The following is a 16,004-nucleotide window of genomic DNA, read 5'->3' as shown; positions in this document are numbered from 1 at the left end:
TCGATTCTGAGAGGTCGGCATCCAAACCCTGAGAAGAGACTGGCAATCCGTTGTGCTGCGAAATCGTTATGGAGCGAGCACTATTTACCCATGACGACGCCGAATCGGTCATCCAGGCGAAAAGTGTCCGTGGTCGGGGCGGGAAGCGTCGGCACTGCAATTGCGTATGCGTGCCTGATACGCGGATCAGCCGACGCGCTCGCTCTCTACGACACCAACAGCGCAAAGGTCCGGGCCGAAGTTCTCGATCTCAACCACGGCACCCAGTTCACACCGCCGTGCACCGTCGAGGGAGGTGACGACATCTCGGTCACCGCGGGCTCCGACTTGGTCGTCGTCACCGCAGGCGCCAAACAGCATCCCGGTCAGTCGCGTCTCGAACTTGCCGCGGTGAACGTCAAAATCGCGCAGACACTGACCGAACAACTGTTGGCGGTGTCGCCGGACGCGGTTCTTCTCTTCGTCACCAACCCGGTCGATGTGGCGACCTACGCAGCGATCCAGGCCGCGGGACCGTCGTACGGCGGCCGAATCTTCGGATCGGGAACGGTGCTGGACACGGCCCGATTGCGATTCCTGATGGCCACCGAACTCGGAGTCGCGGTCGAAAACGTCCACGCCTTCATCGTCGGCGAGCACGGGGACTCCGAGATTCCGCTCTGGTCGAGCGCGACCATCGGTGGAGTGCCGGCAACCTCGTTCGTGGGACCGTCGGGCGGTGTCCTCGGCCTCGACCTACGCGCGAATGTCGCGAAGTCGGTGGTCGAGAGTGCTTACGAGATCATCGAAGGAAAAGGTGCCACCAACCTCGCCATCGGATTGTCGAGCGCGTTCATCGTGGAAGTCGTGTTGCGGGACGAACAACGGGTGCTGCCGGTATCGACTTTGCAGACCGGCGTCCACGGACTCGAGCACGTTTGCCTGTCACTGCCCACGATGGTCGGTCGCGAAGGTGCCGGTCGAGTCCTCGAAGTACCGCTCTCCGAAAAGGAGGCTTCGGGGCTCCGATCTTCCGCCCGTACATTGCAAGAGGTGCAGCAATCTCTGGGATTGTGAATATCTGTTGTCCTCGATATCCGACATATAGGATCAAAAAATGATCAGCTTCCTGATTCGCGCCGCGATCTTCCTGGGTTCTGCCGCTGTCGGGCTTCTTGTTGCGTCGTTGATTTTTTCGGGCTTCTCGGCGCCTACATCCGGATTCATCGTTGCCGTCGTGATCTTTGCGATTGCGCAGTCGGTCCTGGCGCCGTTCATCGCGACGGTGGCAAAGCGACATGCACCGGCATTTCTCGGCGGAATCGGATTGGTGTCGACGTTTGTCGCTCTGTTGGTGGCGTCCCTCTTCTCCAATCTGTCGATCTCCGGTGTCTCGACGTGGATTCTGGGAACCGTCGTCGTGTGGCTGGTAACCGCCGTTGCGACGCTGGTTCTTCCGTTGTTGTTCGTGCGTAAGAAAGTTCAGGAGAAGAAGGCACAGTGACGCGCCCGAACATCGGTATGGACTACACAGTCCTGGACTGCCCCGATCCGGCTGCATTGGCCAACTTCTACGTCCAGGTCCTCGACTGGAAAAGTGTTCGCGACGAGGATGATTGGCACGTGATCGAAGGACCCGGCGGGGAGCGGCTCGCGTTTCAGCTCGCTCCGGATTTTGTTCCGGTGGACTGGCCGACCTCCGGCGTCGGGATCCATCTGGATCTGCTTGTGGCTTCTCTCGACCCTGCGGAAGCCTGGGTGATCAGCCTGGGTGCGCAGCGGGTGACCGGCATCCCGGAGCATCAGACTTTCCGCGTCTACCGCGACCCGGTCGGTCACTATTTCTGCCTGTGCCTGCGGGACTGAGTGTCGACTCGCCCCGATCTCGTCGACCGTGGATAATTCCGAACACTTGTCACGCCCGAGAATTGGAGATCGACGATGGCTTCGCAGAATTCCGACGAATTCCTGGTAGAACGTACGACGATCGTCAAGGCAGAAGCACCGGTCGTCTTTGCGTTGATCAACGATTTCCATCAGTGGACTCAGTGGTCGCCATGGGAAGGTCTCGACCCGGCGATGCAGCGCACGTACGCGGGTCCTGACGCGGGCGTCGGGGCTTCGTATGCCTGGGCGGGAAACAAGAAGGCGGGATCTGGTTCGATGGTGATCACCGAATCCGTCCCGAATGAACGCGTAGTTCTGGACCTGGCTTTCCTCAAGCCGTTCAAGGCGCAGAACGTCACCACCTTTCTCATCTCGCCGAACGGTGTCTCGCCGAATGCCGGTGAAGTTCAGGTGACGTGGAAGATGACCGGGAAGAAGAATCTGTTCTTCAAGATCTTCGGTTTCATCTTCAGCATGGACAAGCTCGTCGGTAAGGATTTCGAGAAGGGCCTGTCTCAGCTGAAAGCTGTTGCAGAAAAGAGCTGACAAGCCGGTGGTACCGTCTCCCGGTGTTACGGATGACGCCCACCGACGCCCAAACCTTCTGGATTTCGGAGAAGATCCCCAACGATCAGCTGCTGCTCTACTGCTTCGACGGGCAGAGCCAGTCCATGGACGAGCTACGACGCGCGGTGGTGGAAAGAGCGTCGCTCATTCCGGATCTTAATGTTCGGATTCGCGAATCACCGTGGCACCTCGACTATCCGGTCTGGGAGCCCATGCCGGTCGATTCCTCGTTGGTGAGAGTGCATGAGCTGCCCGAAAACTCGTGGCTCTCGTGCATTCAGGGAATCGAGAAACTACTCGCGAACCACGTCGACCCGCGCGAGTCGCCGTGGGCGCTGCACCTGTTTCACGGCGTCACCGGCGTGCCGCGCTGTAGCGGCCCGGCGCTGATCGCAGTTCTGCAGGTCGCACATTCCTTGGCAGACGGCAAACGGGCGTCGGCAATTGCTCGCTTGCTGTTCTCGCCGCAACCTCCCACACCACAGAAGATGGACGAGCGACGCAGCGGATCAGCCGAAATACTGGGCCGCGCGGCCCTGCGTCTGCCAGGTCAGCTTGTCTCGCTGTTCCGCGACGGCCGGGCGGGGCACAAAGCACAGTTGCGCCTGCAGGCGGACACCGAATCGGGAGTTGTTGCGCCGCAAGCGGCGAGCCGTCCCAAGGTGCGCTCCAACGTCCCACCCGGACCTCACCGACTGGTCCGCATGGTCGTGCGGGACAGTGCAGATTTCCGCGGCGGCGTGTCCGTCACAGTCGGAGCGATGACGGCCATCTCGGTAGCGATGGCGAACTACCTCACCGAACGAGACGGCTCGGTACCGCCCGAATTGGGAGCTGAGGTGACCATTGCCAAGGCCGGTACACCCACGGCGCGCAACCACTTCCGCAATGCGGGTGTCGGACTGTTCCCGGATGTCGACGACCTCCGTGAGCGAGCCCAACGGATCAAGGAGTCGATGGACGAGCGTCGCGCACGTGCGTCCCATTCATCCAGCGCAGCGTCGGATCTCGCGCTGAACGCGGTTCCCGGACCGCTCGTCCGTTGGGGCGTGCAGCAATACGATTTCACGGCAGTGCCCGACGAGGTCACCGGAAATACCGTCGTGTCGAGTGTCGCGCGCGGTGATGCGGATCTGGTGCTCGGAGGCGGCGTCGTTCGGTTCACAGCGGGCTTCCCGAGTTTGTCGCCGGTCATGTCGTTGACCCACGGCGTACACGGGATCGGGGACACGGTGACGATCAGCATCACCAGCAGTCCGGCCTCGATTCCGGACATCGATGTGTACGGGCAGATGATGCACGACGCAATCGACGAGGTGCGCGAAGCGCTGTCGTGACGGCCTGATGTACTGGCAGCATGGGATTCACGCGCGCCGAGCTGGAGTCTTTCCGAGACGCCGAGATCGAGGATCTGATCGGGCCGAATTGTCGGCTGTTGTTCGTCGGTATCAATCCGGGACTGTGGACTGCCGCGACGGGCGCGCATTTCGCGAGGCCGGGTAATCGGTTCTATCCGGCACTGCTGCGGGCAGGCATAATCGAGCGTGCGATCGATCCCTCCGCGGGTATGTCGGACGCTGACACACAACATCTGATCGATCGGGGAGTGGGCATCACCAACTTGGCGGTCCGGGCAACTGCGCGCGCAGATGAATTGACGTCCGAGGAACTCGCAACTGGTGGAGTCCGGGTCCGAAACATCGTGCGCGCAAACAAACCTGTAGTCGTTGCCTTCGCCGGAATCACCGCCTATCGCACTGCTTTCGGTGACAAACGAGCCAAGGCGGGCCGGCAGGATCAGACTTTCGAGGGGGCAGCGCTGTGGATTGTGCCCAATCCCAGCGGCCTCAACGCACACGAGACGGTGGACACATTGGCAGCGAAATATCGTTCCGCCGCATCCGAAGCCGGAATTCTCTGAGAGAAGTCGCAGTTCCGTTCGGCCAGAACAAGGTACAAGTTAAAGTGCTTGTATGTCTGTTCTATACAACATCTTTGTAGTGATTCATTTGCTCGGTATGGCCGCCCTGGTCGGTAGCTACTTCACCGTCCTCAAGGCTCCTTCGATCACCGAGGTCATGGTGTGGGGTGCCAGGATGCAATTCGTGTCCGGCCTGATCATCGTCGGTCTGGGTGAGGGCGCCCTGGACAAGAACTACATTCACGCGAAGATCGCTGTGAAGTTGGTGCTTTCGCTGGTCATCGTGGCCCTCGCCGAGATCACCCGGGCGAAGCAGAAGAAGGGGCAGGCCAATCCGAATCTGGTGCACGTCGTCGGCGGGTTGTCGATCGTGACCGTTTTCGTCGCTGCGCTCTGGACCTGACCACACACGAAAAAGAGCCCCGGCGATCGAAACCCGCCGGGGCTCTTTGCTGTTGATGTATCTACAGGCCCGGACGCTTGCCGATCGTCAAGGTCACTTCACCGGTGTGCGCAAAGAAGTCGTTGCCCTTGTCGTCGACGACGATGAAGGCGGGGAAGTCCTCGACATCGATCTTCCAGACGGCTTCCATGCCCAGTTCGGCGTACTCGAGGATGTCGACCTTCTTGATACAGTCGAGCGCCAGGCGAGCGGCCGGTCCACCGATCGATCCGAGGTAGAAACCGCCGTGCGAGTTACAGGCGTCGGTGACCTGCTTGGAGCGGTTCCCCTTGGCCAGCATGATCATCGAGCCACCGGCAGCCTGGAACTGCTCGACGTACGAGTCCATGCGGCCGGCCGTGGTCGGGCCGAACGAACCGGACGCCATACCGTCGGGAGTCTTGGCGGGGCCGGCGTAGTACACCGGGTGATCCTTGAGGTACTGCGGCATTTCTTCGCCGGCGTCGAGGCGTTCCTTGATCTTGGCGTGCGCGATGTCGCGTGCTACGACGAGCGGACCGGTCAAGGAGAGACGAGTCTTCACCGGGTGCTTGGAAAGCTCGGCCAGGATCTCCGACATCGGCTTGGTCAGATCGATCTTGACCGCAGCACCCTTGCCGGTACCCGAAATGCCATCCGTCTCTTCGTCGAGCTGCGCGTCCGTGACCTCGGGCAAAAAACGGCCAGGGTTGAATTCGAGCTGTTCCAGGAACACGCCCTCTGGGGTTATCTTGGCCTTCGCCTGTCGATCGGCCGAGCAAGACACCGCAATGGCGACGGGCAAGGAAGCGCCGTGGCGGGGAAGTCGGACGACGCGGACGTCGTGGCAGAAGTACTTGCCGCCGAACTGGGCGCCGATACCGATCTTCTGCGTGAGCTCGAAGACCTTTTTCTCGAGCTCGTGATCTCGGAAGCCGCGACCCGTGATGGCGCCTTCGGTAGGCAGTTCGTCGAGATAGTGCGCCGACGCGTACTTCGCCGTCTTCATCGCGAACTCGGCTGAAGTACCGCCGACGACGATCGCGAGGTGGTACGGCGGGCAGGCCGCGGTACCGAGTGAGCGGATCTTCGCCTCGAGGAACTGCATCATCGAGTCGGGGTTCAGGATCGCTTTGGTTTCCTGGTACAGATAGGACTTGTTGGCGCTGCCTCCGCCCTTGGCCATGAAGAGGAACTTGTACGAGTTCTCGTGTCCGGCAGCAGTATCGGCGTACAGCTCGATCTGCGCGGGCAGGTTGTTGCCCGTGTTCTTCTCGTCCCACATCGTGATGGGGGCGTTCTGCGAGTAGCGCAGGTTCAGGCGCGTGTAGGCGTCGTAGACGCCGCGGGCAATGGCTTGCTCGTCGTCGCCGGGGGTGAGCACGTGCTGACCGCGCTTGCCCATGACGATGGCGGTTCCGGTGTCCTGGCACATCGGCAGAACGCCGGCAGCGGCGATATTGGCGTTCTTGAGAAGATCGAGCGCTACGAACTTGTCGTTGTTCGACGCTTCGGGATCGTCGAGGATGCTCGCCAGCTGCGTCAGGTGATCCGTGCGCAGGTAGTGAGAGATGTCGTGCAGCGCCGTTTCGGTCAGCAGACGCATCGCCTCCGGCTCGACCTGCAGGAAGGTGCGGCCGTCCGGTCCCTCGACTGTCGACACCCCTTCGGTGGTGAGCAATCGGTACTCGGTGGTGTCATCACCGATCGGCAACAGGTCCTCATAGAGGAAGTCGGCCATCATCTCTCCTGAACAAGGGTGCGTGCGAAGGTCGCATTCAGGTTATCGTTGGGGGTTTCCTTCTCTGAATCGGGGCGGGTGTGAGCTGGAATTATCCGGATACCACTGGCTCGATCAAGGTACTTCGACCAGTTCGGAGAGCCCGACGCCGCGAAATCCGGCAAGTATTTCGGCCTGCTCGGCCACTGCTGCGCGGGCCGATCGTGACCACGTTCCCCACGGGGTGACCGCGACCTTCAGCTTCTTTCCGGACGCTCGCGGTCGCCACAGTCCGGTGATCGTGCCGCCAACCATCACCGTGCCCGGTCGCCCGAGGGTCGGCCATACCGTCTTCTGGACGGCCGGGTCGGGAACCAGGGTTTCCCGATCCTTGAGTTGTACATACGGATCGAAAGGCCCGAGCAGGCGCGTACTCGAATCGGTGGGGCAGCCGAGTAAGTCCTCGCGGTCCTGTTCGAGAATCCACCGCTTCTCGCCGTTCACCTCGATTTCCTCGGCATCGGTGGGCCAGTGGGCTCTGACGTCCTTGACCGGAGCATCGAGCAACGAGGCGACGTGAGCAGGAGCGGCGGGGCCGTAGAAGCGCAGATACCCGCGAATCACGTCGAAGCGGGGATCGGCGTCAGAACCTGTGGCTGTGTACGGGCGTCGGCGCCAACCCGGAATGCGTTCGAGCATTGGGGGAGATGTGCCCGGCTGCAGTTCGAGGCCTGCCTGAAGCGCCGCGAGCCGGAACGGCATCTCGTACAGATGAGTGGCATTGCACGGGCGGCAGAATCGCAAATAGGGCTCGGTGACCCGCGTGGTCAATTGCGCGGACATCTCGCCCTTGACGGTTGGTTTCGAGACGATGTCCCGCATCGCAGTAGCAACTGTTTGCAGGGCAGTCAGCGTCGGGATGCCGGCGGCCTTCAGCGGCCGGTTCGCGTCGCAAATGCGTTTGGCTGCATCGGCCTCACTGAACGGCGACGTGGCGACAGCGACGGCAGGCAGGTCGCGACGACGGTAGTAGTGGGGAGCTCCGCGCAACGTCCAGGCAAGAGCGAGGTCAGTGGCGTCGACGCGTACGCCGCGGATCTGTAATGCCCAGGCGGCGCCGTCCGGTCCGGTGTTCTGAATCCCTAGATCGAGAATGTCGCAATCGTGGTGATCGGCATCACCGGCAAGGGGGGTGTCGAGTTGATGGCGGTGCCACCGGAAATTAGCTACCTGCGTGAGTGAGGTTGCGCTAGACATGATTTCAGTTTACTGGTGGGTAACCGCAGGATTTGGGGCGGTTGAAGATCGCGGCAACAGAATCAGTAAAATCCGACCGATTTGCCGGAATTTTTTCAGTAGCAGACCTTATTAGTCGAAATAATGACCCCATTGTCGGAATTCTTTGCCAACTGGTCGTTCGTATGATTACGTGTTACCCACGTCACGGATACATTACAGATGTGACGCAGCTGTCACAGCACTGTCGGGTGCTTCTTGACAGCTGACCTCTGACTTCTCTAGGAGATTCACATGGGTTCACTGATGTCGATCGTCGAACTTGCACTCAAGGGCCTCGGCTCGGTTGGTGCCGGCGACCAGTTGTTCGAAACCTTCATCGGTTCGGTTCAGACGAACACGGGCAGCCTCAAGCCGCTCGGCTGATTCCGCTCGTCGGAATCGGACTGTTCTGTCACACAACTTCCGCTCGGGTGACCGAGACCTAAACAACTGTAGGAGTTTTCATGGGATCCATCGAAATCGTGGGAACCGTCGTCACGGCTGTCAACAGCGTCGGCACCGCATTCTTCAATGCGCTGACCGAGCTCAGCGGCGGCACGGTTACGCCCAAGTAAGCGTCGTCTGACGAGAAAGGCTCACGCACTCGGTGCGTGAGCCTTTCCGCGTCGACCGGATCGAGTTTTTCCGATCACGTCGGGTTGTCTCTTTCAGGCGGTACCGTTCGAAAAGTTCCGCTGCCGAAGAGATTGACCCCGATGATCGAGACTTGCGCTTTGCGAACGGTTTTCCGCGTCTTCGTGGCGTTGACCACGGCCGTATGTGGGCCCGAGCTCCTCGCAGCACCAGGACACGCTCAGCCAGTGGACAGCAGGCTGGTCGACATCTCGGTCTACTCACCGTCGATGGGGCGTTCAGCTACTACACCGATTGGGAGCGGCCGGACCCCGGCCTCGCGAAATCCGGCGACAACAACGGGGTCAACATGTGGGGTCCGTACGATGGTCCGGGTTGGCCGGCTCACGACCCGGTTGTCAACGCGGACAAGCTACCTCGAATCCCGATGTACATCACTACCGCAACCGGGATTCCGGGTCCGTACGACACGCTTGCCGATCCACGGATCGGCAACGATGTCACAGATTTCGTGTTGCAGCTTGTTCTCGGTGGCGGAATCGAGGCAGCAACTCGCCACTGCACCACCCAGCTTGCGGACAAGACGAACGCATTGGGTATGAACAACATTCGCTACAACTTCAAGCCGGCAGGAACACATTCATGGGGATACTGGGAAGACGACTTACACGACTCGTGGCCGATGATCGCCGCGTCGCTCGGCGTGTGAATTCCTGTCGAGCGAGCCTTCGAAGCGTTGTTCTTGTCGGCGCGCTCGCCCTGACTTCACTTCTTGTGCTGCCGTCGACTGCACTCGCCGACGAGGCTCCGAAGATAACGAGCGTCACCGAGCTGTCCTCACGCTTGGTTCTTCTCGACGTCGTGAGTCCCGCCATGGGGCGCACCATGACGGTGAAAGTGCTGCTTCCGGCTGACCGCTCGGAACCGCGCGGGACGCTGTATCTCCTGGACGGCAATTCCGGGCAGATCGAGGAGAACAACTGGTTGGCCCAGGCCAACGGCGATATCGTGCCGTTCTTCTCCGACAAGAATGTGAACGTCGTACTCCCCATCGGTGGAACCGGCACCATGTACACCGATTGGCAGGAAGATCACCCGAAATTCGGTCGTCTGAAGTGGGAGACGTTCCTGACAAGAGAGCTTCCCTCACTGATCGACGAGAGGTTCGCGACCAACGGGCACAACGCAATCGGCGGGATCTCGATGGGCGCAGAAGCTGCGCTGATCCTGGCCCAACGTTCAGCCGGGTTGTACGACGCGGTCGCCGGCTACAGCGGCTGCTACACAACCGTCGGAGGATTCGGCAAGGCGTTGACCGATCTTGTGGTCATCAACGGAAATGCCCGTTCGGAGCAGATGTGGGGTCCGGCCGGCAGTGAGGCTTGGCAAGAGCACGACATCTTCGCCAATGCCGACAAGCTCCGCGGAACCAAGGTGTACCTTGCGTCGGGATCGGGACTGCCAGGCCCGCACGAAACCCTCGATACTCCTGCGCTGGGTCGTGTACTGGTCGTGGGCGGAGTCATGGAACTGGGATCGAACGTGTGCACCGACCAGATCACGCAGGTGCTGCGCGATCGAGGAGTCGACGTCACCCGCAGCGCGCAACCGGTGGGGACGCACGGTTGGCCGTACTGGCGCGACGAACTCGTTCGCTCCTGGCCAATCCTTGAATCTGCGTTGTCCGCTTGAGCAGTTCCTGGCGATGAGTTTTCGTATCGGGTCGGGTCTATAACCCTGTACACGTGATTCGTAACCTCTCCGACAAGGACAGAACATGCCTTCCATCACTCCCTGTTTGTGGTTCGACAACCAAGCAGAAGAAGCAGCGAACTTCTACATCTCGGTGTTCGGTTCCGGGCAGATTCTCGGAATCGAAAGGTACGTCGAGGGATCGCCCTCCGGAATGCCGGCAGGCTCGGTGATGACCGTCAGCTTCGAACTCGGCGGTCAGCGATTCACCGGATTGAACGGCGGACCGATGTTCACGTTCTCGGAGGCCGTGTCTTTCGAGATTCCGTGCACCGATCAGGCTGAGGTCGATCACTACTGGTCCCGACTGACCGAGGGTGGGGAAGAAGGCCCGTGCGGCTGGGCCAAGGACAAGTTCGGACTGTCCTGGCAGGTAGTCCCGAATCGTCTTCTCGAACTGATGAAGGATCCAGATCGAGCCAAGGCGCAACGCGTCACGGACGCGATGATGAAGATGAAGAAGATCGATATCGCGGAACTCGACAAGGCCGCCAACGCATCCTGAACACGATCTGGCCGATGGGCGACAGGCTTCCTTAGCTTATGCTAGCCTTCCCTAATTCTCGCTGGAGCGTTGGAGGAGTGCTTGTAACCATGCGGATCAAAGTCTCTCGAATGAAGGTTGCAGTCACGGCGCTGGCAGCCTCGCTTGCCGTCGTCGGGCTTGCCGGTTGCACCAGCGACAGTGCTGACGCACCGGCTGAGGCGGGCGCAACCATTTCGACGATGTTCGGCGACGTCGAGGTCCCGGCCGACCCGCAGCGCGTCGTGGCGCTGGGTTGGTCGGATGCCGAGACGGCACTCGCTCTTGGCACTCAACCAGTGGGCGTCGCGGACTGGATGGCGTTCGGCGGCAAGGGCGTCGGACCGTGGATTGCGGACGAGTTCACCGCCGACCCGAAGATCCTCGGAACGATGGATCTGAGCGTCGAAGACGTCATCGCACTCGAACCGGACCTCATTCTGTGGACGCGAAGCGACAACACGCAGGCGACATACGACAAGCTCAGTGCCCTCGCGCCGACGGTCGGGCCGCCTCCAGGTCTCGCCACGGCCTACGGGACGACGGTCGAGCAGCAGACCGAACTCGTCGCCAAGGCACTCGGCAAAGAAGCGGAAGGCAAGGCGCTACTCGACGGCCTCGACGCCAAGTTCGACGCCGCAATCGCCGCCAATCCGAACTTCGCGGGCAAGACCGCGGCGGTCGGCGCCTACAGTTCAGACGGTTACGGCGCCTACGTACCCGGCGACGCACGCGCGGACTTCATGACGCGTCTCGGTTTCACGATTCCGGCCGCGATCACCGAGAAGGCCACCGGCAACTTCTACGTTCCGGTCGCTAACGAGAACCTCAACCTGTTCGACGCCGATCTAACCGTGCTGTTCCCGATCTTCCTCGACAGCAGTGCGTTTGCGAACGATCCGCTACTGCGCGCAATCCCGTCGGCTCAGCAGGGACATCTGTTGATCCTCGATGACCCGGCACTCGTCAATGCGTTCTCGAGTGGCTCGGTACCGGGGTTGACCTACGCAATCGACAACGCCGTTCCGAAGTTTGCGAGCACACTCGGGGCCTGATCAGAGCTGTTTCGGGACCTGCCCGTCACTGTGAGCGTGTTCGCAAACAGTGGCGGGCGGTTCTCGTGCGTCGGTACACTGGAAAAAGTGAACTTTCAGCTAACGAGCGGCGCCCCCGTGGAGATCGGTCCAGTGGAGATCGCGGCGACCGCTCCTCGTTTTCCGCGGATGCATGCATACGTGGATGTCGCTGTTGTGATCGTGGTGCTGGTGGGAACCAATCTGATTGCACACTTCACCACTGCGTGGGCGAGCATCGCCACGGTGCCTATCTCTGCTCTTGTTCTGTTGGCGCTCACCAAACGCCGGGGGATGGGGTGGGCGGAGCTCGGGCTGTCGCCTCGTGACCTGCGGAAGGGTTCGAAGTACGCCCTTGCCGCCGTCGGCCTGGTGCTGACGGTTGTCGCCGTCGGCGCGCTACTTCCGCTTACGCGCCCCTTCTTCATGGCGGATCGCTACGCCACAATTTCCGGCGCCATCATCGCGTCGATGATCGTCATTCCGCTCCAGACCGTCATTCCCGAGGAGTTGGCTTTCCGCGGCGTCCTGCACGGCACATTGAACCGGGTCAGTGGATTCCGGGGCGTCGCAGCGGCCGGTTCATTGATGTTCGGCCTGTGGCACATCGCGTCGTCGATGGGTTTGACCAGCGGCAACGAAGGGCTTTCCGGCTTTCTTGGTACCGGAGTCGTCGGTCAGGTCGCCGGAATCCTCGGGGCTGTTCTCGCCACCGCTGCAGCCGGTCTCGTCTTCACCTGGCTTCGTCATCGCAGCGGCAGCCTGATTGCGCCGATTGCTCTGCATTGGTCGTTGAACGGGGCGGGCGCGCTGGCTGCGGCTCTTGTTTGGCATGCAACTCTTGCTTGATCCCAATATCTGACAAAAAGGACAGCATTCGCCGCGCGGCGCCGGGTAGTTTTGTGCTTTGCTCAGTAAGTGACGCACCTTCATCGAGGCCATGTCTTCCACATCTCCGGTCGTCCGACGGTTGAGGATGCGGCGCAGTCGCTCGTCTCGATCCCCGACGGCGTCTTGGCGATCGACGATGCCGGAACGATCGTCTACTGCGGAGAATTCGAATCACTCCCGAGCGATCTCGAAGGCGCTGAAACCCACGACCACCGACCGGGTTTCCTGCTGCCCGGATTCGTCGATGCACACATTCATTTCCCGCAGACCTACGCCGGCGATGCATACGGCGGCGGCCAACTACTCGAGTGGCTCGACCTCTGTGTTTTTCCCTCCGAATCGAGATTCGCTGATCCGGAGTTCGCCCAGCACGCTGCCGAGGCCTTCTGCGCTCGCCGAATCGCCACGGGAACCACGGCCGCGATGGTGTTCGGATCGGCTTTCCCGCACGCGCAGGACGCGTTGTTCTCGGAAACTCTGAAACGCGGCCTTCGGGTAGTCAGCGGCCGGGGTATTCAAACCACCGGCCCGGCCTCCGCTGCCGCACTGATCACCTCGGAAGAGGACGCGATCAGACTCACCCGCGAGGAGATCGACCAGTGGCACGCGGCCGACACCGGTGACGTGAACACTGCGTTGGTTCACGTCGCGGTGGTTCCGCGGTTCTCCCTCGCGGTGACGACCCGGACGCTGAAGGAGTTGGGGGAGTTGTACGACTCGGTCCGCGACCGCGGCGTCTACTTCCACAGTCACCTCAACGAGAACAATCGGCCCGGGACCGGCGAGGTGGCAACCACACTTGCCGAGTACGAGGTCGAGACCTACCTCGACACGTACGACGGCAAATTCCTACCCGGCTCGCAGGTCGGTGGAAAGAGCTTCCTGGGTCCGCGCGCGATTCTCGCGCACTCGGTGCATTGCCAGGATTCCGAACTCGCACGAATGGCCGAGACCGGAACCTCGATCGCACATTGTCCGACGTCCCAACAGTTTCTCGGCTCCGGCACCATGCCGTGGAAACGAACCGTTGCGTCAGGGGTCAACATCGCGATCGGATCGGACTTCGGCGGCGGCGACGAATGCCTGCTCACCCGAGTCCTCGGCGACGCCTTCAAGGTTCACATCTCCGAGGCCGGCGACGACGGCGTGTCGATGCATCCCGCCGAACTGTTGTTCACCGGAACTCTCGCCGGCGCTCGCGCGCTGGACATGGAGAACCGGATCGGCAACTTCGACGAGGGCAAAGAGGCCGACTTCCTGGTGATCGATCCGTCCGGGTGGCCGCCGCTCGCCGGGCTCGTCAACCATGGAACGCGTTCGGATGATCCGATACTCGCCCGCGACCAGACGCTGTTCGGGCTTCTGATGGCGATGCGCGAACCTGCGATTGCGCACGTGTACGTGCAAGGGCGCCGGGTGTCGGGCTGACGTGTCCGCAACCGCCATCACCGGGTACCACCGAACGAGTTCGGGATTCCGGGCGTGGGTAGAGCGTGCGGCCGAGATCGCCGGTCGATTCGACGGCTACGTGAGCTGTGGCATCAGTGATCAACCGGAACCGGTGTCGCACGGGTTGTCCGTCACTTTCGACAGTGCCGACGATCTTCATCGTTGGCTGGAGTCGGGCGAACGCCGCGATCTCGAAAGATTTGCTGCGGCAACGGGAATTCTCGCGCAGACGAGTGATCTGGTACTGGTCGACGGCGTTCTGCCGCCGCCCGGTATCGGTGTGTACGACCACGCCGTCGTCGTGGGTAAGGAGAACGAGTTTCTGCGAACGCAACGGCATCTCATCGATCTCAGTTCGCGATTTTCAGGCTACGAGTCGGTGATGTTGTTGCGGTCGGTCACCGATTCCACCCAGTGGAAGTCCGTCCTTCGGTTCAGGACCGAGCAGCAGTTGGCGGTGTGGATGGCGTCGCCCGAAAGGGCCGCGGCACTACCGAAACTGCGAGCGGAGTTAGTCGAGGACTTCACCGAGACCACGCGGTCGACGCCGTTCGGCACGATTCTGCGCACGGAGAACGGGCAGACCCGTGCGACGCCGAATTGGAAGACGGCGATGATCATCCTGCTCGTTCTCTATCCGACGGTGATGACGCTGTCGAGGTTTCTCGGTCCGCTGCTCGACGGGATCGGAGCGCCGCCATGGCTCTCGATGTGGCTGAGCCAGATAGTCAGCGTCGGCGCCATGACGTGGTTCCTGATGCCGACGGTCACGAGGTGGTTCCGCCATTGGCTGGACCCGGTCGACGGCGCCGTTCCCCGCACGAACTGGCGCGGTGTCGCGGCGGTAATTGCGGTGTACGCAGTGACTCTGACGCTCTTCGCGTCCGTGAAGTGGCTGCAGTTCTGGGACTATTTCGACTGAATCCGGCCTCGGCGGAAGTAAGCGAGCGGCCCGAAGAAGTTGACGAAGATGATCGCCGCCCACTTCTTCTTGCTGCCGTTGACCGTATTGGCAGGGCGTCGCGCCAGGTCTGTCCACGCGGCGATCGCCAACAGGGACTGAATCGTTGCGAGCACGGCGACGACGCGGTGCTGCGCGGGTGACAGCTCACTCCAGGACTTCTTCTTTGTGACGTTCATGAACTCCACTTTGCCCTCGAACGTCCAATCGGTGTCGAGATCGGGTTGTTATCGGTGCCTCGAGTTGCTCGAATCAGTGTGAATAGCGTCACTATGATGACCGATAGGTACGGTCCTGCAGGCCGTCGGGGCCGTCGGGGCGGTCGTTTTCGGCGTAAAGATCTCGCTAACCGAAGTTATGGCTGAAAAATTGCGCACATCCTCAGGGTGCATGTGCCCGAGATGGGGCGATTTGGCACCGATTCGCAAGTAAGAGCCTTTGACGGCGAATCTCTCAGGGTGGGGAAGTCGAGCGTTCCGCACTTGCAACCACGGTACAGCAGTGACGCTGCACGATAACTGCTCTCGGGAACCATGTTCGAGTTTTGTCAAGAATGCGCTATATGGTGACAAATTGTTCACCGTGACTGGTTGTTACCTGTGGATATGAGGTCAGTTGAGCGGGTCTGAAATGTAACGTCCCGGACACATTTGGTGTCGCAAAAGTAACGGAAGGGCTCTAGTGTTAGCCCCGGCAGCCAGCCAGTGGCCCGCCATCACGGACAGTTCATCACTGACAGGAGCAATATCAATGCCTACTATCGGTTTCGGCGACATCTCAGACTTCCTCGGCGCTTTCGCTGACCTCTTCGGATTCCTCGACTTCATCTCCGGAAGCGTTGAAGGCCTGTCGGCAGAGTAAGTCCCGCAGAGCAAGAAGTGCCCCCCACCCAAGGGCAAGCCGGGCCAGCACTGAAACTTCCACATCCGACGGTAGCGCGCCCACAGACCAAAAGTACCACAAACTTGTAAGAGATTACCATACACGA

General features: G+C 61.0%; 18 protein-coding genes. 15 read left to right on the top strand and 3 right to left on the bottom strand.

The window, feature by feature from the left end; all coding sequences use genetic code 11:
* The first annotated feature begins 90 nt into the window (after positions 1–90).
* The 7 genes from R4P65_RS15475 to R4P65_RS15445 all read left to right on the top strand — a co-directional run bounded on the left by R4P65_RS15475 (position 91) and on the right by R4P65_RS15445 (position 4,757).
* Positions 91–1,056, top strand: coding sequence for an L-lactate dehydrogenase (locus R4P65_RS15475; protein ID WP_230814166.1), 966 nt, complete (start codon positions 91–93; stop codon positions 1,054–1,056).
* A 40-nt stretch (positions 1,057–1,096) separates the two neighbouring features.
* Entirely contained in the window at positions 1,097–1,483 is a 387-nt protein-coding gene (locus R4P65_RS15470) for a phage holin family protein (RefSeq protein ID WP_230814165.1), read from the top strand.
* Positions 1,480–1,845: a VOC family protein gene (locus R4P65_RS15465; protein WP_230814164.1), complete on the top strand. Its 366-nt coding sequence runs from the start codon at positions 1,480–1,482 to the stop codon at positions 1,843–1,845. The genes R4P65_RS15470 and R4P65_RS15465 overlap by 4 nt, the downstream gene beginning before the upstream one ends.
* Positions 1,846–1,920: 75 nt before the next feature.
* The gene (locus R4P65_RS15460; RefSeq protein WP_317827171.1) at positions 1,921–2,412 is read left to right on the top strand and encodes an SRPBCC family protein; all 492 of its coding nucleotides are present in this window, start codon (positions 1,921–1,923) and stop codon (positions 2,410–2,412) included.
* A gap of 32 nt (positions 2,413–2,444) precedes the next feature.
* Positions 2,445–3,770: a WS/DGAT domain-containing protein gene (locus R4P65_RS15455; RefSeq protein ID WP_317827170.1), complete on the top strand. Its 1,326-nt coding sequence runs from the start codon at positions 2,445–2,447 to the stop codon at positions 3,768–3,770.
* Between the two features lie 20 nt (positions 3,771–3,790).
* A complete protein-coding gene (locus tag R4P65_RS15450) occupies positions 3,791–4,354 on the top strand; it encodes a mismatch-specific DNA-glycosylase (protein ID WP_317827169.1) in 564 nt (187 codons plus the stop codon).
* A gap of 52 nt (positions 4,355–4,406) precedes the next feature.
* Positions 4,407–4,757 (top strand): hypothetical protein, encoded by a 351-nt coding sequence (locus R4P65_RS15445; RefSeq protein ID WP_230814160.1) that lies wholly within the window; start codon positions 4,407–4,409, stop codon positions 4,755–4,757.
* Between the two features lie 61 nt (positions 4,758–4,818).
* Here the strand turns inward: R4P65_RS15445 and R4P65_RS15440 are convergent, their stop codons facing one another.
* Both R4P65_RS15440 and R4P65_RS15435 read right to left on the bottom strand, forming a co-directional pair.
* Positions 4,819–6,516 carry a fumarate hydratase gene (locus tag R4P65_RS15440; RefSeq protein ID WP_230814724.1) on the bottom strand — a complete coding sequence of 566 codons (1,698 nt, stop codon included), beginning with the start codon at positions 6,514–6,516 and terminating at the stop codon, positions 4,819–4,821.
* A 114-nt stretch (positions 6,517–6,630) separates the two neighbouring features.
* Positions 6,631–7,752: a winged helix DNA-binding domain-containing protein gene (locus tag R4P65_RS15435; protein ID WP_317827168.1), complete on the bottom strand. Its 1,122-nt coding sequence runs from the start codon at positions 7,750–7,752 to the stop codon at positions 6,631–6,633.
* A 273-nt stretch (positions 7,753–8,025) separates the two neighbouring features.
* On the opposite strand from R4P65_RS15435, the gene R4P65_RS15430 reads away from it, so the two are divergent.
* The 8 genes from R4P65_RS15430 to R4P65_RS15395 all read left to right on the top strand — a co-directional run bounded on the left by R4P65_RS15430 (position 8,026) and on the right by R4P65_RS15395 (position 14,977).
* Complete coding sequence (locus R4P65_RS15430) at positions 8,026–8,157, top strand: hypothetical protein (protein ID WP_269068115.1); 132 nt, start codon at positions 8,026–8,028, stop codon at positions 8,155–8,157.
* Between the two features lie 394 nt (positions 8,158–8,551).
* Positions 8,552–9,076, top strand: a complete 525-nt coding sequence (locus R4P65_RS15425) for a hypothetical protein (RefSeq protein ID WP_317827167.1) — start codon at positions 8,552–8,554, stop codon at positions 9,074–9,076.
* Positions 9,073–10,059 carry an alpha/beta hydrolase family protein gene (locus R4P65_RS15420; RefSeq protein WP_317827166.1) on the top strand — a complete coding sequence of 329 codons (987 nt, stop codon included), beginning with the start codon at positions 9,073–9,075 and terminating at the stop codon, positions 10,057–10,059. The genes R4P65_RS15425 and R4P65_RS15420 overlap by 4 nt, the downstream gene beginning before the upstream one ends.
* Before the next feature lie 85 nt (positions 10,060–10,144).
* Positions 10,145–10,624 (top strand): VOC family protein, encoded by a 480-nt coding sequence (locus tag R4P65_RS15415; RefSeq protein WP_317827164.1) that lies wholly within the window; start codon positions 10,145–10,147, stop codon positions 10,622–10,624.
* Between the two features lie 110 nt (positions 10,625–10,734).
* A complete protein-coding gene (locus R4P65_RS15410; RefSeq protein WP_411742547.1) occupies positions 10,735–11,697 on the top strand; it encodes an iron-siderophore ABC transporter substrate-binding protein in 963 nt (320 codons plus the stop codon).
* A gap of 168 nt (positions 11,698–11,865) precedes the next feature.
* Entirely contained in the window at positions 11,866–12,564 is a 699-nt protein-coding gene (locus tag R4P65_RS15405) for a CPBP family intramembrane glutamic endopeptidase (protein ID WP_317827409.1), read from the top strand.
* 69 nt (positions 12,565–12,633) lie between these two features.
* The gene (locus R4P65_RS15400) at positions 12,634–14,034 is read left to right on the top strand and encodes an amidohydrolase family protein (protein ID WP_317827162.1); all 1,401 of its coding nucleotides are present in this window, start codon (positions 12,634–12,636) and stop codon (positions 14,032–14,034) included.
* Between the two features lies 1 nt (position 14,035).
* The gene (locus R4P65_RS15395) at positions 14,036–14,977 is read left to right on the top strand and encodes an antibiotic biosynthesis monooxygenase (RefSeq protein ID WP_230814153.1); all 942 of its coding nucleotides are present in this window, start codon (positions 14,036–14,038) and stop codon (positions 14,975–14,977) included.
* Here R4P65_RS15395 and R4P65_RS15390 read toward each other — a convergent pair.
* On the bottom strand, positions 14,965–15,195 hold the full coding sequence (locus tag R4P65_RS15390; RefSeq protein ID WP_317827161.1) for a PLD nuclease N-terminal domain-containing protein: 231 nt from the start codon (positions 15,193–15,195) through the stop codon (positions 14,965–14,967). The genes R4P65_RS15395 and R4P65_RS15390 overlap by 13 nt on opposite strands.
* Positions 15,196–16,004 lie beyond the last annotated feature (809 nt).

The sequence above is a fragment of the Rhodococcus sp. IEGM 1318 genome (assembly GCF_033142465.1).
GTDB classification, from domain to species: Bacteria; Actinomycetota; Actinomycetes; order Mycobacteriales; family Mycobacteriaceae; genus Rhodococcus_F; species Rhodococcus_F qingshengii_B.
This window is presented reverse-complemented; position numbering and strand designations above follow the sequence as displayed.